Genomic DNA, 23,496 nt, shown 5'->3' with positions numbered 1-23,496 from the left:
TCAGGCGTCGACCGGGTCACGCTGCTCCAGCGCCTCGCGCACCGCCATGCCCAGCTGCTCGGCTCGGAATGGCTTGCGCAGCAACGGCCAAGCCAGGGCTTCGGCGCCCTCGCCGAGCCGCTCGCCGGCGTAGCCGCTGGTCAACACGATCGGCAGGCGCGCGTCGCGGGCGCGCGCCGCGCGCGCAAGTTCGACGCCGCTCATCCCGCCGGGCATGACGATGTCGGAGATCAGCAGATCGAAACGCTCGCCCGACTGCAGTCGGGCAAGCGCCGTGGGTCCGTCCGGCGCGCCCTCGACCCGGCAGCCGAAGTCGGTCAGCAGGCTTTCGGTCACCGCCCGCACGGCGGCGTCGTCCTCGACCAGCAGCACCCGCGCGCCGCGCGCCCATTCGCCCTCGTCTGGCTTGGCCGGAGCCGGGGGGACCGCCGCTTCGGCTGCAGCGGCCGGCAGGTAGAGGGTGACCGTGGTGCCGAAGCCGATGGAGGACGAGATCGCCGCTGCGCCGCCGACCTGCTTGATGAAGCCGTAGACCTGGGCGAGGCCCAGGCCGGTGCCCTTGCCGACGTCTTTTGTGGTGAAGAACGGCTCGAACGCCCGCTCGACGATCTCTGGCGTCATGCCCGCGCCGTTGTCTGAAACCGCCACCGTCAGATACTCGCCGGCCGCCGCCCCGGCGACTTCGCCGTCGACGAGTTGCCGGCGTTGCAGGGCGATCTCGATGTCGCCGCCGCTTTGCGGCGCGGCGTCGGCAGCGTTGACCATCAGGTTCAGCAGCGCGGCCTCGAACTGGGCGGGGTCGAGCCGGCTCCACCCGACCGCGCCGTCGTGCCGGATGGTCAGGTTGACGTCCTCGCCGATCGCCCGGCGCACCAGCGGCTCGATCTGCTCGATCAGTCCGGGCACGTCGACCAGCTCCAACTTCAACTCTTGCCGGCGCGAGAAGGCCATCAACTGGCGGACGAGCTGTTCGCCGCGCCGTCCTGCGGCCAGCGCCGCCTCGGCCAGCCGTGTGACCCGCGGCCGGTCGTCCGGGTGCTGGAGGATCATGTCCAGGCCGCCGATGACCACGGTCAGCAGGTTGTTGAAGTCATGAGCGACGCCGCCGGTCAGCCGTCCGACGGTCTCCAGGCGCTGGGCCTGGGCCAGGGCCGCCTCGGTCTCGGCGCGTTCGGCCAGGCTGCGTTCCAGTTCGCGCGAGCGGACCGCCACGCGTTCCTCCAGTTCGGCGCGGGCCTGGACCACCTCGGTGATGTCGCTGCTGGTGCCGAACCATCGCGTTATGCGGCCGTCCTCGCCCCGGACGGCCGAGGCGCGCGCCGTCATCCAGCGCCAGACCCCGTCGTTCCGGCGCAGCCGGTACTCGACGTCGTAGGGCAAGCCCCCGTTTACCGCCTGGGTCCAGGCCTGAGAGACCGTGTCGCGGTCCTCGGGATGTATCGAGTCCTGCCAGCCGGTGTCGAAATGGCCTTCGGCGGGGACGCCCGTGAACTCGATCCATTGCGGACTCAGATAGTCGCAATAGCCGTCACCGCGCGTCGACCAGATCAACTGCGGCAGGCTGTCGAGCAGGGCGCGCACCCGCGCCTCGCCGGTGCGCAGGGCCTGTTCCGATTGGCGCTGCGCCGTGACATCGCGGAACGACACCGCTAGCCCGCCCGGCAGCCGCACGCCGCTGGAGCGGATGAACACCGACCGGCCGTCGATCAGGCGCCGGACCTCGACATCGTCGGAGCCGCCGGCCTCGTAGAGCGCCGTCAGCCGTTCAAGCATCCGCCGGCCGTTGCCGTCGGGCAAAACTTCCAGGATCCGCCGACCCTTGAGGCCGACGCCATCGGGCCGCCCCATCTTCTCGGCGGCGGGATTGGCGTAGGTGCAATAGAAGTCGACGACCCGTCCCTGTTCGCGCACGGGTTCGACGATGATGAAGCCCTCGCGGGCCTGCTCCTGGAAGATGCGGAAACGTTCCTCGGCCTCGACGCCGCGCAGGACCGCGATGCGGATCGCTCGGCCGATCAGCACGGTGGTCGCCGCGGTGGCGACGAAGATCGCCGTGAACAGGGTTTGCCGACCATCGAGCCAAAAGCCCGCGACGAGGAGGGCGCTGACCAGCGTTGCGGCCAGTCCGCCGCGGGCGCCGGCCACCAGGGTGGCGAACAGCACCGCGGGATAGAAGGTCATGTAGTTCGGGGGATCGGCCATCACCGCGCCGGCGGCGGCGCGCAGCAAAGCCGCGGCGCCGACGGCGCCGAGCGCCGCTCCATAAGCGATGATGGGGCGCTCCATAGCGGTGGCGAACCGCTGCGCCCATCGACCCATCATGGCGCTTTCTAAGCCCCCCACGAAGTTCCGCCGATACGGAACGCCTAAAAGGCCGCGAGGTAAAGCGTCACTGAAAAGTCACGAGGGCCGCCGCGACGGGCGGCCCTCGTCGAAGTCCTTAGCGGGGCGCCATGCGGATGGCGCCGTCGAGGCGGACGTCCTCGCCGTTGAAGTAGCCGTTGGTGATCATTTCCAGGGCCAGGGACGCGTAGTCTTCGGCGTTGCCGAGGCGCTTGGGGAACGGCACCGACTGGGCCAGGGCTTCCTTCACCTGCGGCGGGGCGGCGTTCATCAGCGGGGTGTTGAAGATGCCCGGCAGGATGGTGTTCACCCGGATGCCGTCGCCCGACAGGTCGCGGGCGATCGGCAGGGTCATGCCGACCACGCCGCCCTTGGAGGCCGAGTAGGCCGCCTGGCCCATCTGGCCGTCTTCAGCCGCCACCGAGGCGGTGTTGACGATGGCGCCGCGCTCGCCGTCGATCGGCTCCAGGTCCAGCATGCCCTTCGCCGACTTGGCGATGCAGCGGAAGGTGCCGACCAGGTTGATCTGGATGATCAGGTTGAAGGCGTCGAGCGGGAAGTGCTTGGCCTCGCCGGTCTGCTTGTCGCGGCTGGCGGTCTTGATCGCGTTGCCGGTGCCGGCGCAGTTGACCAGGATGCGCTCCTGGCCGTGCGCGGCGCGGGCCTTGGCGAAGGCCGCGTCGACTTCTTCCTCGGAGGTCACGTTGACCTTGCAGAACACGCCGCCCACTTCTTTGGCGACGGCTTCGCCCTTGGCTTCGTTCATGTCGAAGATGGCGCACTTCACGCCCTGGGCGGCCAGGGCGCGGACGGTGGCCTCACCGAGGCCGGAGGCGCCGCCGGTCACGACCGCAGCGATGGAGGAATCGAGTTTCATGGACGCTTGGCTCCCGTTCACGTCTAATAGGGTCTCGTTATCCGAGGCTTTAGCCCGATGAGCGCGGACTCAAAAGCGTCACCCCACGTCAACGGCGAGGCTTTCGACGCCAAGCAGGCTCTGGACCCCTCGCGGGCCCTGACGCCGGCCGTGGCGCGGGTGAACGAGCGCCGCGTGGCGCGCGGTTTCTGGCCGAAGATCCGCCGTGTCGCGGCTAAGGTTCCGTTCGCCGGCGACGCCCTGTCGGTATGGTTCTGCGCCAAGGACCCGGCGACGCCGACCACGGCCAAGGCGATGATGATGGCGGGGCTGGCCTACTTTGTGCTGCCGACCGATGCGATCCCCGACGTGCTGGCGGTGGTCGGCTTCACCGACGACGCGGCGGTGTTCGCCGCCTTGCTGGCCGTCGTCGGCCGCCACCTGAAGCCCAAGCACAAGGCCGAGGCGATGCAGATCCTCGAGCGCATGAAGCGCCAGGACGACTAGCCGGCGGCTTCGTCCCCGGCGCTGGCCCGGCGCGCAGCCCGGCTGAGCGCGGCCTCGCGCCAGGTGATCAGCAGGGTCGAGGCGACAACCACGCCGGCCCCGGCGATGGTCCAGATGGTCGGGATCTCGTGGAACAGGGTCACCCCGACGATCACCGTGAACACCAGGCGGATATAGTCGATCGGCGCCATGGCGGCGGCGTCGCCGATCGCCATGCCCTTGATGTAGCAGCCCTGGGTGATGGTCCCGAGCACGCCCATTGCGCCCAGCAGCAGCAGATCGAAGGGCTCTGGCCAGCGCCAGGTGAAGAAGGCGCCGGGGATGCCCATGACCAGGCCGAGCGTCGCGGCCCAGACCAAGAGCACGGTCGGCGAGTGGTCGCGGGTCATCACCTTCATGCCGGTGATGGTCAGGGCGAACAGGAAGGACGAGGCCAGCATCGCGGCCGCCGGCCAGCCGATGGCGAACTCGCCGCCGACGCCAGGGCGCAGCATGATCAGCACGCCGATGAAGCCGACCACCGCCGCGCCGATGCGCAGCGGTCCGACCGTTTCGCGCACCACCAGCGCGGCGAGCGGCACCAGCCAGAGGGTGCGGGTGAAGGACAGCGCGTTGGCGTCGGCCAGCGGCATCTTCTGAAAAGCGTAGAACGAGAGGATCATCCCCAGCGTGCCGGCGGCCGAGCGGAAGATCAGGATGCCCGGCCGCGTGGTGGCGAAGGCTGCGCCCCGCCGCTTGAGGATGATCGGCAGCAGGACGATGAAGCCGGCCAGCTGCCGATAGAAGGTCTGCAAGGCGGCCGGATAGTCGTCGCCCAGATACTTGATCAGGGTGGTCATCGCCGTGAAGCCGACCGCCGAGGCGACCATCCAGAGGGCCCCCTCGACGTTGTGGTCGAGCCGCGGCTTGCCGGCCGTCTCGCTCAAGGCTGAACGGGGGTCAGGTCGCCCAGGATGGTGGCGAACGGCGAGACCATGTTCGGGTCCCACGCGTGGCGGCCGCCGACCGTGATGCCGCCGTCGACGACGATGTGGGTGCCGGACACGAAGGCCGCGGCGTCGGAGGCCAGATAGAGCGCGGCCTGGGCGATGTCGTCGGGCAGGCCGGCCTTCGGCACCGGCTGCGCCTGGGCGGCGTTCTCGGCGACGCGGGCGGCCATCTGGTCGGCGACCTCGCGCGGCAGGCCGAACGAGGCGCCGAAGATCGAGGTGGCGATCAGGCCGGGGCAGATGGCGTTGACGCGGATCTTCTGCGGCGACAGCTGGGCGGCGGCCACCCGGCTCATGTGGATGACGCCGGCCTTGGCGGTCGAGTAGGCGATCGGGCCGAAGCCGGCCTGCAGCCCGGCGATCGAGGCGGTGTTGATGATCGACCCGCCGCCGCGTTCCAGCATCAGCGGCACGGCGTGCTTCATGCCCAGGGCCGGGCCGCGCACGAGGATGTCGAAAATCCAGCTCCAGCCGTCGGCGGTGATCTCGCCGATCGAGGTCATGCGGTCGGAGATGCCGGCGTTGTTGAACAGGATGTCGAGGCCGCCGAACTCGGACTTGGCCTTCTGCAGCGCCGCTTCGATCTCGGCTTCGCTGGTGACGTCGCAGTGGGCGTAGACGACCTGGCCGGGGAAGCGCTTCTCCAGCATGGCGCCCTTTTCGTCCTGGATGTCGGCGGCGACGACCTTGGCGCCCTCGGCCACGAACAGCTCGACCGTGCCGAGCCCGATCCCCGATGCGCCGCCGGTGATCAAAGCCACCTTGCCGTCCAGACGTCCCGCCATGTTTCGCTCCCGATCTTTGTTATGTGATCGGCGATAACTAGAGCGCGGCCGGGGAAAGTGGAAGCCGTTTCGGCGGCTTCCACTCCAGCTTCGTCAGTCGATGGTGACGACGACCTTGCCCATGGCCTTGCGGCTGCCCAGGTGGGCGATGGCGTCGGCGCCGCGTTCGAGCGGGAAGCGCTCGGAAACGTGCGGGGTGACCTTGCCTTGAGCGTACAGCTCGAGCAGCTCGTCGATGCTCTTGGCGAATAGCTCGGGATTGCGCGCCGCCCAGGTGCCCCAGAACACGCCGACGATCTGGCAGCCCTTCAACAGCGCCAGGTTCAGCGGGATCTTCGGGATGTCGCCGGCCGCGAAGCCGACCACCAGGTAGCGGCCTTCCCAGGCGATCGAGCGCAGGGCGGGTTCGGCATAGTCGCCGCCGATGGCGTCATAGATCACGTCGAAGCCGTGCTCGCCCCCGGCTTCCTTTAACAGCTGGCCCAGCGCTTTCTGGCCGTCGCGGTCGAACGGGCCGCGGCCATAGACCACCCCGGCGTCGGCGCCGTGCTTGATCGCCAGGTCGACCTTCTCCTGGCTGGAGCAGGCGGCGATCACCCGCGCGCCCATGGCCTTGCCCAGTTCGACCGCCGCCAGGCCGACGCCGCCGGCCGCGCCCAGCACCAGCAGCGTCTCGCCGGCCTTCAGGTCGGCGCGGTCCTTCAGCGAGTGCCACGAGGTGCCGTAGGTCAGGATGAACGCCGCGGCGATGTCGTGCGGCATGGAGTCGGGGATGTGCCACAGGCGGTTGGCCGGCAGCAGGACTTCCTCGGCCATGCCGCCCGAGCCGGTGTTGGCCAGGATGCGGTCGCCGACCTTGACGTTGGTGACGCCTTCGCCGACCGCCTTGACCACGCCCGACAGCTCGCCGCCCGGCGAGAACGGACGCGGCGGCTTGGACTGGTACTTGTCCTCGATCATCAGCACGTCGGGGAAGTTCACGCCCACGGCCTTGACCGAGATCACCGCATGGCCCGGCTTGACCTCCGGCGCGGGAACATCCTCGTACACCAGGGTTTCGGGGCCGCCCGTCACCTTGCTGAGCACCGCTTTCATGTCCGTCTCCCGCGTCTGGAATTGATTGGCGCGGACGCTAGCGCAGGGGCGGAAGCGGCGAAAGAGGCGGTTCGAACATTTGTTTGAGTGATCAGCTCTCGCCGTTGTCGTCGCCGCGGCGCGAGGCCTGCTGCGCCTGGCGGGCCTTCTGCTCGTCCCAGTAGGCGGCGCCTTCGTCGGGCTTGAACATGGTGCGCGGCGCCCCGTCCTTGGTGGCGACGGCGAAGACGTTGTTCTTGGGGTCGTAGAGCAAAACGTCGCCGTTGGCCCGGGTCAGGCGTTGGACGCCGGCGGGCGGGCTTTCGATGAAGGCGTAGGCTTTGCGCACGAAGTCGTCGAGGTCACGGGCGCCGAACGCCTCGCCATTGCGGTCGAAGGCGCGCTGGGCGTTCTCCTCGGCGCTGCCGCGGCGGCTGGCGGACCAGATCGGGCGGCCGTCCAGTTCGCGCACCGGTTCGTCTACGCGGGCGGGGTTCGTCGCGCGGGAAGGCGCGGCCGCGAACTGGCGGGATTCCGAGGCGGCCGGCGCCTCGTCCTTCTGGGCGACGGCCGAGGGCCGCTCGCAGGCGGCGGTCAGGATCAGGGCCAGGCCCAGGCTCAACGCAATCTTGTACTTAGCCATCGTTCTCTCCCTCTCACGGCCAAGTTGTGGAACAAATTAAGAACGGAAACCGACGTTTGTCCAGCCGCTTCGTATGGCCTATGACCGAGCGACCATTGCGGAGGGGCACGAAGCCTTGTCGGACAAGCGGATTCTCCTGATCGTCGGCGGCGGCATCGCGGCCTACAAGGCGCTGGAACTGACCCGGCTGCTGCGCAAGGCCGGGGTTGGCGTGCGGCCGATCCTGACCAAGGCCGGAGAGCAGTTCGTCACCCCGCTGTCGCTGGCGGCGATCAGCGAGGACAAGGTCTATTCCGAGCTGTTTTCGCTGACCGACGAGGCCGAGATGGGCCACATCGAACTCTCGCGATCGGCCGATCTGGTGGTCGTCGCCCCCGCCACCGCCGACCTGATCGCCAAGGCCGTGCACGGCCATGCCAGCGACCTGGCCTCGACCACCCTGCTGGCCACCGACAAGCCGGTGCTGATGGCCCCGGCGATGAACGTGCGCATGTGGGAGCATCCCGCCACGCGCCGCAACGTCGCCCAGCTGAAGGCCGACGGGGTGCTGTTCGTCGGTCCCGACGAAGGGGCGATGGCCTGCGGGGAGTACGGCTTTGGACGACTGGCCGAGCCGCCGGTGATCTTCGCGGCCATCATGGCGGCGCTGGAAGGCCCGGCGGCGCGGCCGCTGGCCGGAAGGCGCGCGATCGTCACCGCCGGTCCGACCGCCGAGCCGATCGATCCCGTCCGTGTGCTGACGAATAGGTCGAGCGGCAAGCAGGGCTTCGCCATCGCCCAGGCTTTGGCCGAGCTCGGCGCCGAGGTGACCCTGGTCGCTGGTCCGGTCGCCGTGGCGACACCTCCGGGGGTCAAGCGCGTCGACATCGAGACCGCCCGCGAGATGCTGGCCGCCTGCGAGGCGGCGCTGCCGGCCGACATCGCCGTCTGCGTGGCCGCCGTGTCCGACTGGCGCCCGGAGAGCGCGGCCGGAACCAAGATGAAGAAGGGCGCCGAGGGTCCGCCGACGATCAGCCTGATCGAGAACCCGGACATCCTGGCGACCCTGTCGCAATCGCCCCGCCGCCCGGCGCTGGTGGTCGGCTTTGCGGCCGAGACCAACGACGTCGAGGCCTACGCCAAGGCCAAGCTGGCCAAGAAGGGCTGCGACTGGATCGTCGCCAACGACGTCAGCGTCGCCGGCACCATGGGCGGCGACGACAACGCCGTCTCGATCGTCACGCAGGACGGCGTCGAGCGCTGGGATCGGACCGCCAAGTCCGAAGTCGCCCGCAAGCTGGCCGAGCGGATGGCGCAGGCGCTGGGCTGAGGCCTCAGCGCTGCGCCTTCTCCAGGGCGCAGAGCAGCAGCACCGTGCGGCGGACGAGATCGCAGGTCCGCATGTGCAGGGCCTCCAGCGCCTTGTCGCCGTCGTGTGGCAGGGCGGCGGGGATGTCGAACTGGCCAAGACCCATGCGGTTGAGGCTGGCGCGGGCCAGGTCCTGCAATGCGGCCTGCCGCCGGTGGGCGGCGACGCGAATCTCCGCGGCCAGGGCCGCAGCCTCGCTGCGCTGAGCGCCGAGCTCCAGGCGCTCCAAGGCGTCGAGCTGGGCCGCCAGGCTCAGCGGCTGGTCGCAAGCGGTCTCGCCGCCGCCGACCTGGACGCAGCGCCCGAGGAAGTATTCCAGGAACGACCAGGTCTCCGAAAACGTCCCGAGCGCGTGATAGTCCGGCGCGCGGCCCGTCGAGCAGGCATGCTGGGGCGCTCCGGCGAGGCGGGCGCCTGGCCGGAGTTCAACCGTGTTCATGAGTCACCTGGGCGTTGGCGGCTACTTCTGGCTGGCGAGATAGGCGATGACCGCCGCGCGCTGATCGGCGTTGGCGACCCCGACCAGCATCTTGGTGCCCGGCACGACCGCGGCGGGCTTGGCCAGGTACTTGTCGAGATTGGCGGTGGTCCAGGTCTGGCCCCAGGCGCTCAGCGCCTTGGAATAGGCGTAGCCCGGGACGGTCCCGGCCTTGCGCCCGACCATGCCCTTCAACGGCGGGCCGAGCTTGGCCGGGCCGCCGGGGGCGATGGCGTGGCAGGTCCCGCACTGCTGCTTGAACACCGTCTCGCCCGGCGCCTGGGCGGCGGCCGAGGAGGCGAGGCCGGCGGCGAGGGCGACGGCCAGGCCAAGAATGCTGCGTGGAGTCATCGGGGCGATCCTGCTCATCGTGCTGAGGTCCGGCGCTTGGGCCGCGAGCGGTCAACGGCCGGCTCGTCGGTCCGTTGCGTCGCGGCGAAGCTGGAGAATTTCTCCGGCTCGTCATAGGAGACCCTCAAGTGTGCAATCACGGCATCCTCTGGTGAGACGCTGGAGCGGCCCAAAACCACATCCAGCAGGCCGCGATGCCGGTTCAAGCGCCACTTGATGGTTTCGCCGCGGTCCTGGGCGGCATGGGCGAAGAGGACGGTGCACAGGGAGTCGAGGGTGCGCGCCAGATAGGGATTGCCCGACAGCTCCCAGATCTCGCGGTGGAACTCGAAGTCGGTGGTGGCCGCGGCCGGGCGGTCGCCGACCTCCCAGGCCTCCATCTGCTCGACCATGGCGCTGAGCCGTGCGGCCGCGGCCTTGGTCATGTTGAGCCGGCAGAGACGCAGCGCCTCGGCTTCCAGCACCACCCGGATGCTGTTGATGCGCTGCACGTCCTCGTCGGTCAGCCGGGTGACGAACATGCCGCGGCGGGCGTGGTTGGTGACCAAGCCGCTTTCCTGCAGCTGCATCAGCGCCTCGCGGATCGGGATGCGGCTGATCTTGAACTCGCGGGCCAACTGGCTCTCGTTGAGGCGCGAGCCAGGCGGATAACGGCCCGACAGGATGGCCTGGCGCAGCAAGCGCAGCAGGTGCGACTTCAGCGTGGTCGGCGTGGCGCCGTGAGGGTCGCCCAGGGGAAAATCGCCGTCCATCATCTACGCTCGTGGGCCGGCGACCGAGCCGGCTTTTCGTATTCAGTATACGAAACGTGCTCACCTAAGGGAAGCATGCCGCACCGCGGCGGTGGTCATGGCCGACCGGCCGCGTTATGTCGACCCGTCAGTTCGAGCGGGGAGGTCGGGCGGCCATGAAGAGAACGGCGCAGCCATGCTGATGCCCGCGCCCGACCAGGGTTTGCTGGACCGCCGCGGCGAGTTCGTCGCGGCGCTGCGCGCGATCGTCCCCGGCGAAGGGGTGATCGACGACGACGCGGGCCTGGCCGCCTACGAGTGCGACGGCCTGACCGCCTATCGCCAGCGGCCGATGATCGTGGTGCTGCCCGAAACGGTCGACCAGGTCAGCCGGGTCCTCGCCTACTGCCACGGCGTCGGGCTCAAGGTGGTGCCGCGTGGGGCCGGGACCTCGCTGTCGGGCGGCTCGCTGCCGCTGGCCGACGGGATCATCCTAGGACTGGGCAAGTTCAACCGCATCCTCGAGGTCGACTACGCCAACCGCTGCGCGGTGGTGCAGCCTGGCGTGACCAACTTGTCGGTGACCCACGCGGTCGCCGGCGAGGGCTTCTACTACGCCCCCGACCCCTCCAGTCAGATCGCCTGTTCGATCGGCGGCAATGTCGCCGAGAACGCCGGCGGCGTGCACTGCCTGAAGTACGGGATGACCACCAACAATCTGCTCGGCGTGGAGCTGGTGCTGATCGACGGCACGGTGATGCGGCTGGGCGGCAAGCACCTGGATCCGCAGGGCCTCGACCTGCTGGGCGTGGTCTGCGGGTCGGAAGGGCTGCTGGGCGTGGTGACCGAGGTGACGGTCCGCATCCTGCAGGCGCCCGAGACCCAGCGCGCGCTGCTGATGGGTTTCCAGGAGGTCGAGGCGGCCGGCGCCTGCGTCGCCGCCGTGATCGCCGCGGGCATCATCCCGGCCGGCATGGAGATGATGGACCGCCTGGCCATCGCCGCGGCTGAGGCGTTCGTGAAGGTCGGCTACCCGCTCGACGTCGAGGCGCTGCTGATCATTGAGCTGGATGGTCCGCCAGCCGAGGTCGACCACCTGATCGAGGTGGTGCGCGAGATCGGCGAGGGCTGCGGCGCCAGCTATCTGCGGATTTCGATGAACGAGGACGAGCGCAAGGGCTTCTGGGCCGGGCGCAAGGCGGCGTTCCCGGCGGTGGGCCGGATCTCGCCCGACTATTACTGCATGGACGGCACCATCCCGCGCGCGACTCTGCCCAAGGTGCTGCGGCGGATGACCGAGCTGTCGGAGGCGTGCGGCCTGCGGATCGCCAATGTGTTTCATGCCGGCGACGGCAATCTGCACCCGCTGATCCTCTACGACGCCGATGTGCCGGGCGAACTGCACAAGGCCGAGGAGCTCGGCGCGGCGATCTTGACCCTCTGCGTCGAGGTCGGCGGGGTGCTGACAGGCGAGCACGGGGTCGGCGTCGAGAAGCGCGACCTGATGGAGGTGCAGTTCGGACCGGCCGACCTGGACCAGCAGCAGCGGCTGAAGTGCGCCTTTGACGAGGACGGGCTGCTGAACCCCGGCAAGGTGTTCCCCAAGCTCTGCCGCTGCGCCGAGCTCGGCCGCGTGCACATCCATGGCGGCAAGGTCCGCTTTCCCGAACTGGATCGGTTCTGAACGTGGCCTGGACACCGAACGATGCGGCGGGCGCCGAACAGGCGGTCAAGGACGCGCTGGCCCAGGGGAAGGCGCTGGAACTGGTCGGGACCGGAACGCGGCGCGGGTTCGGACGGGCGGTCGAGGCCGACGAGGTGCTGGATCTGTCGGCGCTGAACGGCGTGGTGACCTATCAACCCGAAGAGCTGATCCTGGCGGTCGAGCCCGGCGCGCCGATGAGCGAGATCGCCGCCATGCTGACCGAGCGCGGTCAATGCCTGGCTTTCGAGCCGCCGGACTTCGGGCCGTTGTGGGGACTGCCGGCTGGCCTGGGCACCGTCGGCGGCGCGATGATGACCGGGCGCGGCGGGCCGCGGCGGCTGACGGCGGGCGGGCCGCGCGACCACTGCCTGGGGCTGAAGGGCGTCAACGGCTTTGGCGAGGCGTTCGCGGCCGGCGGCCGGGTGGTCAAGAACGTCACCGGCTTCGACGTCTGCAAGCTGGCCACCGGAAGCTTCGGCACGCTCTGCGTCGTCACCGAGCTGACCTTGAAGGTGCTGCCCGCGCCGCCGCAGGCGCAGACCCTGGTGATCCGCGGTCTGTCGGACGAAGCGGCGATGGCCGTGATGTCCAAGGCGCTGGGTTGCCCGGCCCAGGTGTCGTCGGCCGCGCACCTGCCGGCCGATATCGCGGCGCGCTCGCAGGTCGGCGAGCTCTCGGCGGCCCACGGCGCGGTGACGCTGCTGCGGGTCGAGGGCGTGGGGCCCTCGGTGACGGCGCGGATCGCGCACCTGGCGCAAGTGCTGTCCAGCGAGACGCGGCAGGCGGTGCTGGACCGCGAGGCATCGCAGCTGGCCTGGAAGGAGATCGCCGACGCGTCCTTCTTCGTCGGGCGCGACGACCCTGTCTGGAAGCTCTCGGTTGCGCCCACATCTGGCGCGGCGGTCGGCCGGCGGCTGGCCGATGAGCTCTCCGGCCGCTGCTTCTACGACTGGGGCGGCGGGGCGGTGTGGCTGGAGCTGCCGGCCGCGCCCGACGCCCATGCCGGCCGGGTGCGGCAGGTGCTGGCGCAGGTCGCCGGCGGCGAGGGCCATGCGACCTTGATGCGCGCCGGCGCAGCGGTGCGGGCGCAGGTCGCGCCGTTCCAACCGCTGGCGCCGGGCGTGGCGGCGCTGACCGAGCGGGTGCGGACCCAGTTCGACCCGCAGCGCATCTTCAATCCCGGCCGGATGTACGCCTGATGCAGACCAGCTTTTCGCCCGCGCAACTGGCCGATCCGGATACGGCGTCGTCCGAAAAGATCATCCGCACCTGCGTGCACTGCGGGTTCTGCACGGCGACCTGCCCGACCTACCTGTTGCTGGGCGACGAGCTCGACAGCCCGCGGGGCCGGATCTACCTGATGAAGGAGATGCTCGAGAACGGCGGCCCGCCGCCGGCTCGGACGGTCAAGCACGTCGACCGCTGCCTCTCTTGCCTGTCCTGCATGACCACCTGCCCGTCGGGCGTGAACTACATGCACCTGGTCGATCACGCCCGGGCCTATATCGAGGAGCACCATGTTCGTCCGTGGCCGGAGCGTTTTCTGCGCGGAATGCTGGCGCGGGTGCTGCCGGACCGGGCGCTGTTTCGCTGGGCGCTGCGGTTGGCGCAGGTCGGGCGGCCGTTCGCGGGGCTGCTGCCAGGGCGGCTGAAGGGCATGGCGGCGATGGCGCCGGCGACGCTGCCGTCGCCCGATCCCGCCGAAAAACCGAATGTCTTCAAGGCCGTGGGCGAGCGACGGGCCCGGGTGGCGCTGCTGGCGGGCTGCGCGCAGCCGGTGCTGGCGCCGGAGATCAACACCGCGGCGATCCGGCTGCTGAACCGCCTGGGGGTCGAGGTGGTCACCGCGCCGGGTTCCGGCTGCTGCGGGGCGCTGCCGCACCACTTGGGCAAGGCCGATCGCTCGCACCTGCTGGCCCAGGCCAACATCGCCGCCTGGACCCGCGAAATCGAGGGCGAGGGGCTCGACGCGATCATCGTCACGGCCTCCGGATGCGGGACTACCGTGAAGGATTACGGCTTCGTCTTCCGGGAATCTGCCGAATGGGCCGAGCGGGCGGCGAAGGTCTCGGCGCTGGCCAAGGATATTACCGAGGTTCTTCAAGAGCTTGGGCCGCTGCCGCAGGTCGGGATCCCGCCTCTGCGGGTCGCCTACCACTCGGCCTGCTCGCTGCAGCACGGACAGCAAATCGGCAATGTTCCCAAGGCCTTGCTGCAAGCGGCAGGTTTGACGATTGTCGAGCCGGTGGAGCCGCACATCTGCTGCGGATCGGCCGGCACCTACAACCTCCTGCAGCCGGAGCTGGCCGGACGCCTGCGTGAGCGCAAGGTCGCCAATCTCGAGGCGACCAAGCCCGACCTGATCGCCGCCGGGAACATCGGCTGCCTGACCCAGATCGCCGGCGGATCGGGCGTGCCGGTGGTGCACACCGTCGAGCTGCTCGACTGGGCGGCGGGCGGCCCGGCGCCGGCGGCGCTGGCGGGGCGCGTGTGAGGCGGCTGGCCCTCGCCGTCCTGCTGACCGCCAGCACGGCGTCGGCCCAGACCCCCGGCGAGCTGCCCGCGGGCCCTGGCCGCGCCGAGACCGTGCGGGTCTGCACCGGCTGCCACGAGGCCGAGGTGTTGATCCACCGCAGCCAGAAGCACGCGGCCTGGAGCGACGTCGTTCAGGCGATGGTCGAGAAGGGCGCCGAAGCGTCGAGCGCCGAACAGACGGCGATCGTCGCCTACCTCCAGAAAGCGTTACCGCCGCAGGGGTCCGGCGGGCGATAAACCGCCGTTCGCGCCGTAGACATCCGCCGTACTCAGCCGTAGATCACGCTGCTAGTTCGAAGGGGGACGCGCGTGGGAGTACTGTCGATCGCCTTGCTGGCCGCGGCCCTGACCCAGGACGCCGGGTCCGCACCGACCGACCAGGCGGTGACCAGCTATGAGGGCGGCTTCTTCGCCGCCTCGCGGCCCAGCGACGCCAAGGCGATGATCGACCGTATCCCCGGCTTCGCGTTCGACGGCGGCGGCGCCGTGCGCGGCCTCTCGGGCGCGGCCGGCAACGTGCTGATCGACGGGCGGCGGCCGTCGTCGAAGAGCGACTCGCTGAGCGACGTGCTGGCCCGCATCCCGGCCGACCAGGTGATCCGCATCGACGTGATCCGCGGCGGTGCGCCGGGGATCGACATGCAGCGCAAGCCGGTGGTGGCCAACGTCATTCGCGACCCTCGCGGCGGGATCAGCGGGACGGTCACGCTCGCCGACACCCTGACCCTCGACGCCCAGGGCCGCAACGAGGGCGAGGTCGCCGCAGACCTGGCCGCGCGGCTGGGCGCCCATGTGTTCGAGGCGGCGGCCAGCTACGAGCGCGGCGACGCCCACGACCGCCGCGGCGTCCATCGAGTGCGCACCGCCGGCGACGGGCGGCTGCTGATCGACTCGCAGATCGACAGCGACAAGCCGGTCGAGGAAGTGGTCGGTTCGCTCGCCTACGAGACGGCGCTGCCGCTGGGCGACGTGCGGCTGAACATCCGCGGCTATCGCGACGTCAGCGACGTGACCGAGCGCGACGCGTTCGCCACGCCGGCCGGATTTGGCCTGCTGCAGGAAGCCTATCGCGGGGCGGGCGGCGAGGTCGGCGGCCGCTACGTCGCGCCGCTGGGCGGCGGCGTCGAGCTGGAGACCGTGGCTCTGCGCTCGTGGCGCACCAACGAGACGCGGGCGACGTCGGCCAACGCCGCCAAGATCGTCGGCTATCGCCGCTTCGACGAGTCCGGGGAGACGGTCGGGCGCGCGGTGCTGCGCTTCCACGGCTGGGACGCGCTGTCGCTGGAGACCGGCCTGGAGGCGGCGTTCAACTGGCTGGAGGGCGACAGCGCGCTGATGGTCGGCGGGGCGCTGGTCGCCGCGCCCGGCTCGCAGGCTCGGGTCGAGGAGCGGCGCGGCGAAGGCTTCGCCACCGGGGTCTGGCAGCCCTCGCCGGTGCTGGCGCTGGAGGCGGGCCTGCGGTTCGAAGCCTCGGTTCTGGACCCTGGCCATGGCGACGAGCAGGCGCTGGAGTTCGCCAAGCCGTCGGCGGCGCTGACTTGGACGCCGAACGCTCGACAGTTAATCCGTGTGCGGATTGAGCGTGAGGTTGGGCAGCTGAACTTCAACGACTTCGTGGCCTCGGTGAACATGTACACCGGGGTGGTGACGGCCGGGGCGGGCATGCTGGCCCCGACCCAGACCTTGCGCGCCGAGGTCGCCTTCGAGCAGCGGTTCGCGGGACGCGGAGCGCTGGCGGCGATCCTGCGCCAGGAGCAGATCGAGGACGTCATCGGCCTGGCGCCGGTCGCCGGTCCCAACGGCCTGTTCGACGCGCGCAGCAATGTCGGTCCGGGCCTGCGCCAGATGCTCGAGCTGAATTCGACCGTGCCGCTGGACGCGGGCGGCATTTCCGGTGGGCTGCTGAAGGCGGGCCTAAAGGCCGTGCGCTCGGAAGTGACTGATGCGGCGACCGGCGAGCGGCGCGGTTACTCCGGCCAGTCGGCGCTGGAATGGAACGCGGCCTTCACCCAGGATCTGCCGGCGTGGAACGCGACCTGGGGCGTCAACCTGTCGGGGTTCACCGACAAGACCGCCTATCGGTTCGACGGGACCGAGGCCAGCGGGGCCGAGCCCTGGGCCTCAGCCTTCGTCGACTACTCGCCGCGTTCGGACGTGACCCTGCGGCTGGAGGTCAACAATCTGACCGCCCGCAGCGCCTGGAGCGAGCGCGACGTGCACGCCGGGCTGCGGCACGTCGCCGACCTCGTATATGCCGAGCGGCGCGACGAGGAGAGCTATCGAAACGTGCGGCTCAGCGTCCGCAAGGCGTTCAACTAGACGCCGGTCGAGCCGTGGCCGCCGGCGCCGCGGACGGTGTCGTCGAGCTCGTCGGCCTCGACCAGGGTCCACTGCGGGGCGGCGGCGATGATCCCCTGGGCGATGCGGTCGCCGCGGCGGACATGGAAGGCCTCGGCCCCGAGGTTGATCAGGCAGACGAGGATCTCGCCGCGATAGTCGCAGTCGACGGTGCCGGGTGCGTTGACGATGGAGACGCCGTTCTTGGCGGCCAGGCCCGAGCGCGGGCGGATCTGCATCTCGTAGCCGATCGGCAGGGCGACGGCGAAGCCGGTCGGGATCAGGGCGCGGGCGTTCGGCTCGATGGTGACCGTTTCGCCCTCCGGCACGGCGGCGCGGAAGTCGAAGCCGGCGGCCCCGGCGGTCGCATAGGCGGGCAGCGGCAGGTCGTGGTTGCCGTCCCAGCGCTTGAAGGTCGCCGTCATGGGCGTCAGGCCGCGCGGTTCAGTCATGGCTCTCGCCCTCCGATAGTGCGTGAGGGCGGAATGCCAGAGCCCGGCCCCCGCCTCAAGGGCGAGGGCCGGGGAAGGGTCAGTTCGTCGCCGGCAGGTGCTTGGCGAGGAAGGTCTCCAGCGCCTGCAGCATCTGGGTGCGGGTGGCCGAGCGGGTCATGTCGTGGTTCTCGCCGGCCAGGACGACGTAGTCGACGGGCTTGCCGGCCGCCTTCAGGGCGCCCGCCATAACCTGCGACTGTTGCGGGGCGACGACGGTGTCCTGGTCGCCGTGGACCAGCAGGATCGGGGCGGTGGTCTCGCTCACCAGCAGGGCGGGCGAGGTGGCGTTGAGCTTGCCCTTGTCGGCGGCGCCGAGCGTGGCGCGCAGTTCGCCGATCTTGGCCGAGTCGTCGCCGGAGATCCGCCACAGCTGTTCCAGCCAAAGGCCGAGGTCGGAAATGCCGGCCACCGAGGCGGCGCACTTGTAGGCCTCGGGGTGCATGGTGGCGCCGGCCAGGGCCGCATAGCCGCCAAAGCTGGCGCCGACGATGCAGACCCGGCGTGCATCGGCCTTGTCGGCGACGGCGGCGATCCCATCGAGCAGGTCGGTCTGCATCTTGCCGCCCCACTCGCCTGCGCCTGCCTGTTCGAACGCGTCGCCGAAGCCCCAGGAGCCGCGGAACTGCGGCTGCAGCACCGCGTAGCCGCGGGTGGCGAGGAACTGGGCCATGTAGTCGAACTCATAGCCGTCGCGCGCAGTCGGGCCGCCGTGCGGCAGCACGATCAGCGGCGGCTTGGCGCCCGCCGCCAGGCCCGGCGGCAGGGTCAGGTAGGCCGGGATTTCGAGGCCGTCGCGGGCCTTGTAGGTGATCCAGCTGGTCTGGCCGAAGGCGGCGTCCTTGAGGTCGGGATACTCCTCGCCCAGGGGCGAGAGCTCCTTGCGGGTCTTGTCGAACAGGTACCAGGCCCCTGGGGATTGGGGCGAGGCGACCCGGACGACGAAGCGCGTGCGGTCGGCCGACCACTCCCAAAGCCCGACTTCCTTGCCCTTGAAGGCCTTGGACAGGGCCGCGTGGGTCGCGCCGAGTTCGGTGTCCAGCCAGTCGTAGACTGGCCGTTCGGCCCCGCCGACGATGGCGACCGGCGCGACCCGATGGGGATCCCAGATCATGTCGGGCGAGATCCCGTTCAGCGGCTGGCCAACCGGCTGGTCGGGGCCCCCGGCCAGAGGCTTGCGGACGATGCGGTCGCCGATCGCCAGATAGATCGCATCCTCGGGCGCCGAGTAGCCCAGGTACTGGCGGCGGCTCTCGTAGTTGGGGCCCTGCCAGATCTGGGTCCAGGCGCGGGCGCCGGAGCGAGCGTAGATTTCGAACTTGTGGGTCAGTTCGTCGACGTCCAGGCGCACCTTCGGCTCGCCGGCGGCGTTCAGCGCCCAGGTGATGGTGTCGGAGTCGCCCCGTTCGACGCGCACGCCCTTGCCGGTGGCGGGGTCGACCTTCATGACCGCCGGGGCCCAGCCGTCGGTGCCCTTGCGTTTGATGCGAGTGTCCATGCCGCTGTTGGCCTCGATCGGAGCCACGGCAAGGACGAAGGCGTTCGCCGGCGGGCCGGCGACGACGCCGAGCACGGGCTGCTGAAGCCCGTATTGCGCGAAGGCGTCGTTTTCGAGCAGGCGCGAGACCGCCTGGCCCTGGGTGTTGATCGAGACGTTGCGCTCGTACCGGTAGGCCGTGCGCGGGCCGTCGGACTTCCAGTAGGCCATGCGCGCCAGGACGTGGTCGTTGCCGGCCCACCTCAGGCTGATCGCCTCGGCGTCGCCGAGCGAGATGACCGGCATGTTGGGGTCATCGATCGTGGCGATCGAGACGAAGCGCTGCTCGGACGTGCCGCCCAGCAGGGCGACGCGGCGGCCGTCCGGAGAGATGGCGGTGTCGGCGACGGCCGGAACTCGGCCAAAGGCCGAAGCGGGCGGCGGCGCCGCGTGAGCCGCCCCGGCGATGGCCGCGAGCGCGACCGCCGAAATGATACGCATGGCTGAGCTATTCCTTGGATGCGGCCGAGCCGAAGTCCCCCGAAGCGGGCTCTATATGGATACGGCGCAGTCTTGCAACCAGACGGGGCGCCGCACCCTCGAATTCGCGTCAGCTCGCCGGATAGCTTTTGGCCAGAAAGGTCTCCAGCGCCTCCAGCATCTGCACGCGGTTGGTCCCACGCGAGAAGTAGTGGGCCTCGTCCTTCATCACGATGTGCTCGACCGGCTTGCCGGCCGCCTTGAGGGCGTCGGCCATGACCTTCGACTGCTCGGGGTCGATCTCGGTGTCCTGGTCGCCGTGGATCAACAGCACCGGGCCGCCGACCTGGGCGGCGAAGCGGGCCGGCGAGGCGCCGCTGAGCTTGGTCTTGCCCGTGCCGCCCATCCGCTCGCGCAGACGTTCGAGCGCCAGCGACTCGTAGTCGTAGAACCAGCGGCGCTTGGACATCATCAGGCCAAGGTCGGAAAGTCCGCCCATCGAGGCGGCGCAGCGCCAGGCGTCCGGCTGCAGGGCGATGGCGGTCAGGGCGGTGTAGCCGCCGAAGTCGTGGCCGACGATGCAGGGCCGGCGCGCGTCGACCTCGCCCGACACCGCCGCGACGGCGTCGATCAGGTCGGTCTGCATCTTGCCGCCCCACTCGCCGAAGCCGGCTTCGTAGAACTCGTCGCCGAAGCCCCAGAGGCCGCGGTGGTAGGGCTGCAGCACGGCGTAGCCGCGGCTGGCCAGGAATTGGGCCATGTAGTCGAAGTCGGCGCGGCTGTTGACCCCGGGCGCCTCGCCGGCCATCACCACCAGCGGCGGCTTGGAGCCCGGCGCGGCGTTCGGGGGCAGGGTGAGATAGGCCTGAATGTCCTTGCCGTCGCGGGCCTTGAAGGTCAGCCAGCGGCCCAGGGCGACCGGCGCGGCCTTGAGCTCGGGATAGTCCTCGCCGAGCAGGGACACTTCCTTGCGGCCGCGGTCATAAAGATAGACCGCGTCCGGCGAGGTTCGCGAACTAACGTTGAACAGGACGCGGGTGCGGTCGGCCGACCAGTCGATCAGCCAGACTTCCTTGCCCTTGAAGATCTTGCTCAGCGAGGCGTGGACGCCGCCGAGTTCGGGGTCGAGCCACTTGTAGTTCTCGGTCGCCCCGCCCCCGCTGACGATGGCCAGGGGAGAGGCCCGCATGTGGTCCCACAGCATGTAGGGCGAGGTGTCGGGCGAGGGGCGATCGACGACCTCGATGTCGCCGCCGCTCGTGGGCTTGCGGACGATGGCGCCGGTTTCGAGGAACAGATAGACCGCGTCCTCGGGCGCCGAGTAGCCGAGGTAGCGTTCGCGGCCGCCGAGCTTGGTCGACCAGAACCGCGTCCAGAGCGCCGCGCCCTGGCCCGGCCGCGAGAGATGGATGGCTTCGACATCGGTGATGCGGTTGGTGTCGTAGTCGTGGCGCACGCGCGCCGCGCCGGTCGCATCGACGCTGAAGTTTCGGGTGGTCGCCGCACCCTTGGCGAGCGTCTCGCCGAGCCCTGTGGCCGGATCGACGCGCCAGAGCGCCATCACCGTGCCCTCGTTGCCGCCGTTGGCGCCGCCACGCAGGACGATCCGGCCCGAGCCGTCCTGCGGCGCAACCATGATCGGCTGATTGTAGAAGTGCTGGGAATAGGTCTCGTTCTCCAGCAGGCGCGTGGCGAGCTTGGCCTCGGGCGTGATGGAGATGTGGCGCTCGAAGCGATGCATCTCCTTGGGCCGAGGTGAGAACCAGAAGGCCGTCCGCACCAGCAGGTGATCGTCGCCGGCCCAGAAGAGGCCCAGGCCTTCGCCTGCGCCCAGCGGCAGGACCGGAACGTTCGGCTCGTCGATGGTGGCGATGGAGACGAAGCGCTTGTCGTCCTGGCCGCCGAGCATCCCGATGCGGCGGCCGTCGGGGGAGATCGCGGCGTCGGCGACGGCGGGGAACCGGCCGTAGGCGGACGCGGGCGGCGGCGCGGCCTGCGCCGAGCCGACAAAACCAAGGACGCCCGCCCACATGGCGGCCGCCAGAACTCTACGCTGCAAAACACTTCCCCCCGGAATGCCCGCGACAAGGGTACATGCCGCGGGCGTACATGCAAGGGTTGCGGAGCCTCAGGCCGGCGGCGGGGCGACGTAGCCGCCGAGAGACTCGTCGATGGCCTGGGCGATGGACAGGGTGCGGGAGTCGGCGCCGTGAGGGCCGATGATCTGGGCCCCGACCGGCAGGCCGCTGGCGGCCAGGCCTGCGGGGATGGTGGTCACCGGCAGGTGGCAGGCGGTGGCCAGCGCGATCCAGTTGAGCATCGCCGGATAGGGAATGGTCGCGCCGTCGGTCGTCTTGAGCTTGCGGCTGGCGAACGGCCGGTGGTTGTGCGGGAAGGCGACGGTCGGCGCCACCGGGGCGAGGATGGCGTCGAAGGCCTCGAACGTCTCAGACATCGTGCTGCGCAGGCGGGCCCGGGCCTCGTCGGCGGCGATCCATTCGGCGTGGCTGGCGGTATAGGCGCGGGTCAGGCCGGCCCAGGACTCGCGGCGTGCGCCCAGCCCCAGGGCGACGGCGGCCGGCCCGCGCATGCGGCGCATGGCGATCTGGGCCTTGGCCGGCATGTCGGTGGCGACCAGCGAGCCGAGCAGCACGCGATAGGCGTCCATCAACTGGTCGAGGGCCACGGGCGCCGAGATCGGCCGCACCTCGACCCCGGCGGCGCGCAGCCGCCCGGTGAGGCCTTCGAGCACGGCGCGGACCTCCGGATCGAGCGGGAAGCCGTCCAGCCAGAGACCGAGCTTGAGGGTCTTGAGGTCGGCGAGCTCGGCCTTGGCCGGCACGCCCTCGGCCAGGATCGAGAGCAGCAGCCGCAGGTCGCGGGCCGAGCGGGCCATGGGCCCGACGACGTTGAGGTCGCGCTCGGCGTGGGTTCCGGGGGCTGGCGGGACGTGCCCGACCTGGGAGACCAGGCCCCAGGTCGGCTTGTGCGAGAAGACGCCGCAGAAGCTCGCCGGCACCCGCAGCGAGCCGCCGATGTCCGAGCCGATCTCCAGGGCGGTGACGCCGGCGGCCAGCGCCGCGGCCGCCCCGCCCGACGAGCCGCCGGGGACGCGGCTCAGGTCCCAGGGATTGTTGGTGGCGCCGTACAGCGGATTGAACGACTGCCAGTCGGCGGCCATCACCGGCACGTTGGTCTTGCCCCAGATCACCGCTCCGGCCTGGCGGGCGGCGGCGACCACGGCGGCGTCGTCGGGCTTGCGCCGGCGCAGCGTTTCGATCCCCGACGAGGCGGCCATGCCGATCACGTCGAAGGTGTCCTTGATGGTCATCGGCAGGCCGGTGAGCGGCCCGCCTGCGCCCTTGGCCCGCAGGTCGTCGGCCGCCTTGGCGAAGTCGATGGCGCGCTCGAGGTCGGCGGCGACCACGGCGTTGAGCCGGGCGTGGGTCTGCTCGTGCCGGGCCAGCGAGAGCTTCAAGAGCTCGACGGCGGAGACCTCCTTGGCCCTCAGCGCCGACAGTTGACCGGTGGCGTCGCGGGCGAGGAGGTCGGCCATCACTTCAGCCCCAGGACGTCCTGCATGTCGTAGAGGCCGGGCGGCTGACTGGCGACCCAGCGGGCCGCCTCGACCGCGCCGCGGGCGAACAGGCCGCGGTCGCGGGCCGAGTGGCTGAGGGTCAGGATCTCGTCCTCGGCCGCGAAGATCACCGAATGCTCGCCGATGATGCCGCCGCCGCGGATCACCGAGAAGCCGATCTCGCCGGCCGGCCGCGGTCCGGTGATGCCGTCGCGCACCCGCTGGGCGACGTCGGCCAGGGCGACCTGACGGCCGCGGGCGGCGGCCTCGCCCAGCATCAGGGCGGTGCCGGACGGGGCGTCGACCTTGCGCTTGTGGTGGCTCTCGGTGACCTCGATGTCGTAGGCGTCGGCGTGCAGCGCCTTGGCGGCCTGGGCGACCAGACCCATCAGCATGTTGACCCCCAGCGAGTAGTTGCCGGCGAACACGATCGGGATGGACTTGGCCGCCGCCTCGATGGCCTCGATCTGTTCGGGCGAGGCGCCGGTGGAGCCGATGACCAGGGCCGGCGCGCCGCGCGCGGCGGCGGCCTGGGCCAGGGCCACCGAGGCGGCCGGGGTGGTGAAGTCGATGACGACCTGAGCGGCGGCCAGCGCCTGGTCGAGCGGCATGAGGCCCTCGCCCTCGACGCCGGGGCGATCGAAGCGGGCGGCGAGACGAACGTCCTGGCGGTCGGAGACCACGGCGCTGACGGCCTGGCCCATGCGGCCGAGCGCGCCGGCCACGGCGATGTCGATGGGACTGGACAGGGGGAGGTCTCCGACGCGACGAAACTTGAGGCGCGCTAGT

General features: G+C 70.5%; 21 protein-coding genes. 7 read left to right on the top strand and 14 right to left on the bottom strand.

The genetic code is table 11. The annotated features are described in order from the left end of the window. Positions 1-2,322, bottom strand: a complete 2,322-nt coding sequence (locus C0481_RS13730) for a PAS domain-containing sensor histidine kinase (RefSeq protein WP_293404670.1) — start codon at positions 2,320-2,322, stop codon at positions 1-3. A gap of 118 nt (positions 2,323-2,440) precedes the next feature. After that, positions 2,441-3,220: an SDR family NAD(P)-dependent oxidoreductase gene (locus tag C0481_RS13725; RefSeq protein ID WP_267232175.1), complete on the bottom strand. Its 780-nt coding sequence runs from the start codon at positions 3,218-3,220 to the stop codon at positions 2,441-2,443. A 57-nt stretch (positions 3,221-3,277) separates the two neighbouring features. Between C0481_RS13725 and C0481_RS13720 the strand changes: the two genes are divergently transcribed. After that, positions 3,278-3,706: a YkvA family protein gene (locus C0481_RS13720; protein WP_293404667.1), complete on the top strand. Its 429-nt coding sequence runs from the start codon at positions 3,278-3,280 to the stop codon at positions 3,704-3,706. Here C0481_RS13720 and C0481_RS13715 read toward each other — a convergent pair. The 4 genes from C0481_RS13715 to C0481_RS13700 all read right to left on the bottom strand — a co-directional run bounded on the left by C0481_RS13715 (position 3,703) and on the right by C0481_RS13700 (position 7,197). Further along, positions 3,703-4,575 carry a DMT family transporter gene (locus C0481_RS13715; RefSeq protein WP_293404780.1) on the bottom strand — a complete coding sequence of 291 codons (873 nt, stop codon included), beginning with the start codon at positions 4,573-4,575 and terminating at the stop codon, positions 3,703-3,705. The genes C0481_RS13720 and C0481_RS13715 overlap by 4 nt on opposite strands. Positions 4,576-4,628: 53 nt before the next feature. Beyond that, on the bottom strand, positions 4,629-5,480 hold the full coding sequence (locus tag C0481_RS13710; protein WP_293404665.1) for an SDR family oxidoreductase: 852 nt from the start codon (positions 5,478-5,480) through the stop codon (positions 4,629-4,631). A 93-nt stretch (positions 5,481-5,573) separates the two neighbouring features. Further along, on the bottom strand, positions 5,574-6,575 hold the full coding sequence (locus tag C0481_RS13705; protein ID WP_293404663.1) for an NADPH:quinone oxidoreductase family protein: 1,002 nt from the start codon (positions 6,573-6,575) through the stop codon (positions 5,574-5,576). Positions 6,576-6,666: 91 nt separating this feature from the next. Continuing rightward, on the bottom strand, positions 6,667-7,197 hold the full coding sequence (locus tag C0481_RS13700) for a hypothetical protein (RefSeq protein ID WP_293404661.1): 531 nt from the start codon (positions 7,195-7,197) through the stop codon (positions 6,667-6,669). Between the two features lie 115 nt (positions 7,198-7,312). On the opposite strand from C0481_RS13700, the gene coaBC reads away from it, so the two are divergent. After that, positions 7,313-8,506 carry a bifunctional phosphopantothenoylcysteine decarboxylase/phosphopantothenate--cysteine ligase CoaBC gene (gene coaBC / locus C0481_RS13695; RefSeq protein ID WP_293404777.1) on the top strand — a complete coding sequence of 398 codons (1,194 nt, stop codon included), beginning with the start codon at positions 7,313-7,315 and terminating at the stop codon, positions 8,504-8,506. Positions 8,507-8,510: 4 nt separating this feature from the next. Here coaBC and C0481_RS13690 read toward each other — a convergent pair whose 3' ends face one another. The 3 genes from C0481_RS13690 to C0481_RS13680 are packed head-to-tail and all read right to left on the bottom strand — an operon-like array spanning position 8,511 to position 10,126. Further along, positions 8,511-8,984, bottom strand: coding sequence for a hypothetical protein (locus C0481_RS13690; RefSeq protein ID WP_293404659.1), 474 nt, complete (start codon positions 8,982-8,984; stop codon positions 8,511-8,513). A gap of 21 nt (positions 8,985-9,005) precedes the next feature. After that, the gene (locus C0481_RS13685; protein ID WP_293404657.1) at positions 9,006-9,374 is read right to left on the bottom strand and encodes a c-type cytochrome; all 369 of its coding nucleotides are present in this window, start codon (positions 9,372-9,374) and stop codon (positions 9,006-9,008) included. A 14-nt stretch (positions 9,375-9,388) separates the two neighbouring features. Beyond that, the gene (locus C0481_RS13680; RefSeq protein ID WP_293404655.1) at positions 9,389-10,126 is read right to left on the bottom strand and encodes a GntR family transcriptional regulator; all 738 of its coding nucleotides are present in this window, start codon (positions 10,124-10,126) and stop codon (positions 9,389-9,391) included. 175 nt (positions 10,127-10,301) lie between these two features. Here C0481_RS13680 and C0481_RS13675 point away from each other — a divergent pair, with 175 nt between their 5' ends. The 5 genes from C0481_RS13675 (at position 10,302) to C0481_RS13655 (ending at position 16,664) form a co-directional block, all read left to right on the top strand. Next, complete coding sequence (locus C0481_RS13675) at positions 10,302-11,789, top strand: FAD-linked oxidase C-terminal domain-containing protein (RefSeq protein ID WP_293404653.1); 1,488 nt, start codon at positions 10,302-10,304, stop codon at positions 11,787-11,789. Positions 11,790-11,791: 2 nt separating this feature from the next. Continuing rightward, positions 11,792-13,009 (top strand): FAD-binding protein, encoded by a 1,218-nt coding sequence (locus C0481_RS13670; protein ID WP_293404651.1) that lies wholly within the window; start codon positions 11,792-11,794, stop codon positions 13,007-13,009. After that, positions 13,009-14,304, top strand: coding sequence for a glycolate oxidase subunit GlcF (glcF, locus tag C0481_RS13665; protein WP_293404649.1), 1,296 nt, complete (start codon positions 13,009-13,011; stop codon positions 14,302-14,304). Before C0481_RS13670 ends, glcF begins: the two co-directional genes overlap by 1 nt. After that, a complete protein-coding gene (locus C0481_RS13660; protein WP_293404648.1) occupies positions 14,301-14,582 on the top strand; it encodes a hypothetical protein in 282 nt (93 codons plus the stop codon). The genes glcF and C0481_RS13660 overlap by 4 nt, the downstream gene beginning before the upstream one ends. A 72-nt stretch (positions 14,583-14,654) precedes the next feature. Next, entirely contained in the window at positions 14,655-16,664 is a 2,010-nt protein-coding gene (locus tag C0481_RS13655; protein ID WP_293404647.1) for a TonB-dependent receptor, read from the top strand. Here the strand turns inward: C0481_RS13655 and dut are convergent. The 5 genes from dut to dapB form a co-directional block, all read right to left on the bottom strand. Then, the gene (gene dut / locus C0481_RS13650) at positions 16,661-17,107 is read right to left on the bottom strand and encodes a dUTP diphosphatase (protein ID WP_293404775.1); all 447 of its coding nucleotides are present in this window, start codon (positions 17,105-17,107) and stop codon (positions 16,661-16,663) included. The two genes, C0481_RS13655 and dut, sit on opposite strands and share 4 nt — an antisense overlap. 106 nt (positions 17,108-17,213) lie before the next feature. Continuing rightward, positions 17,214-19,151, bottom strand: a complete 1,938-nt coding sequence (locus tag C0481_RS13645; RefSeq protein WP_293404646.1) for an alpha/beta fold hydrolase — start codon at positions 19,149-19,151, stop codon at positions 17,214-17,216. A gap of 109 nt (positions 19,152-19,260) precedes the next feature. Further along, positions 19,261-21,189 (bottom strand): prolyl oligopeptidase family serine peptidase, encoded by a 1,929-nt coding sequence (locus C0481_RS13640; protein WP_293404645.1) that lies wholly within the window; start codon positions 21,187-21,189, stop codon positions 19,261-19,263. A 69-nt stretch (positions 21,190-21,258) separates the two neighbouring features. Next, positions 21,259-22,686 (bottom strand): amidase family protein, encoded by a 1,428-nt coding sequence (locus C0481_RS13635; RefSeq protein WP_293404644.1) that lies wholly within the window; start codon positions 22,684-22,686, stop codon positions 21,259-21,261. After that, entirely contained in the window at positions 22,686-23,456 is a 771-nt protein-coding gene (gene dapB / locus C0481_RS13630; RefSeq protein ID WP_293404773.1) for a 4-hydroxy-tetrahydrodipicolinate reductase, read from the bottom strand. The genes C0481_RS13635 and dapB overlap by 1 nt, the downstream gene beginning before the upstream one ends. Positions 23,457-23,496: the final 40 nt, after the last annotated feature.

Source organism: Phenylobacterium sp., assembly GCF_013822795.1.
Lineage (GTDB): Bacteria > Pseudomonadota > Alphaproteobacteria > Caulobacterales > Caulobacteraceae > Phenylobacterium.
The sequence above is the reverse complement of the archived record's forward strand: the minus strand, read 5'-3'. Positions and strand labels throughout refer to the sequence as shown.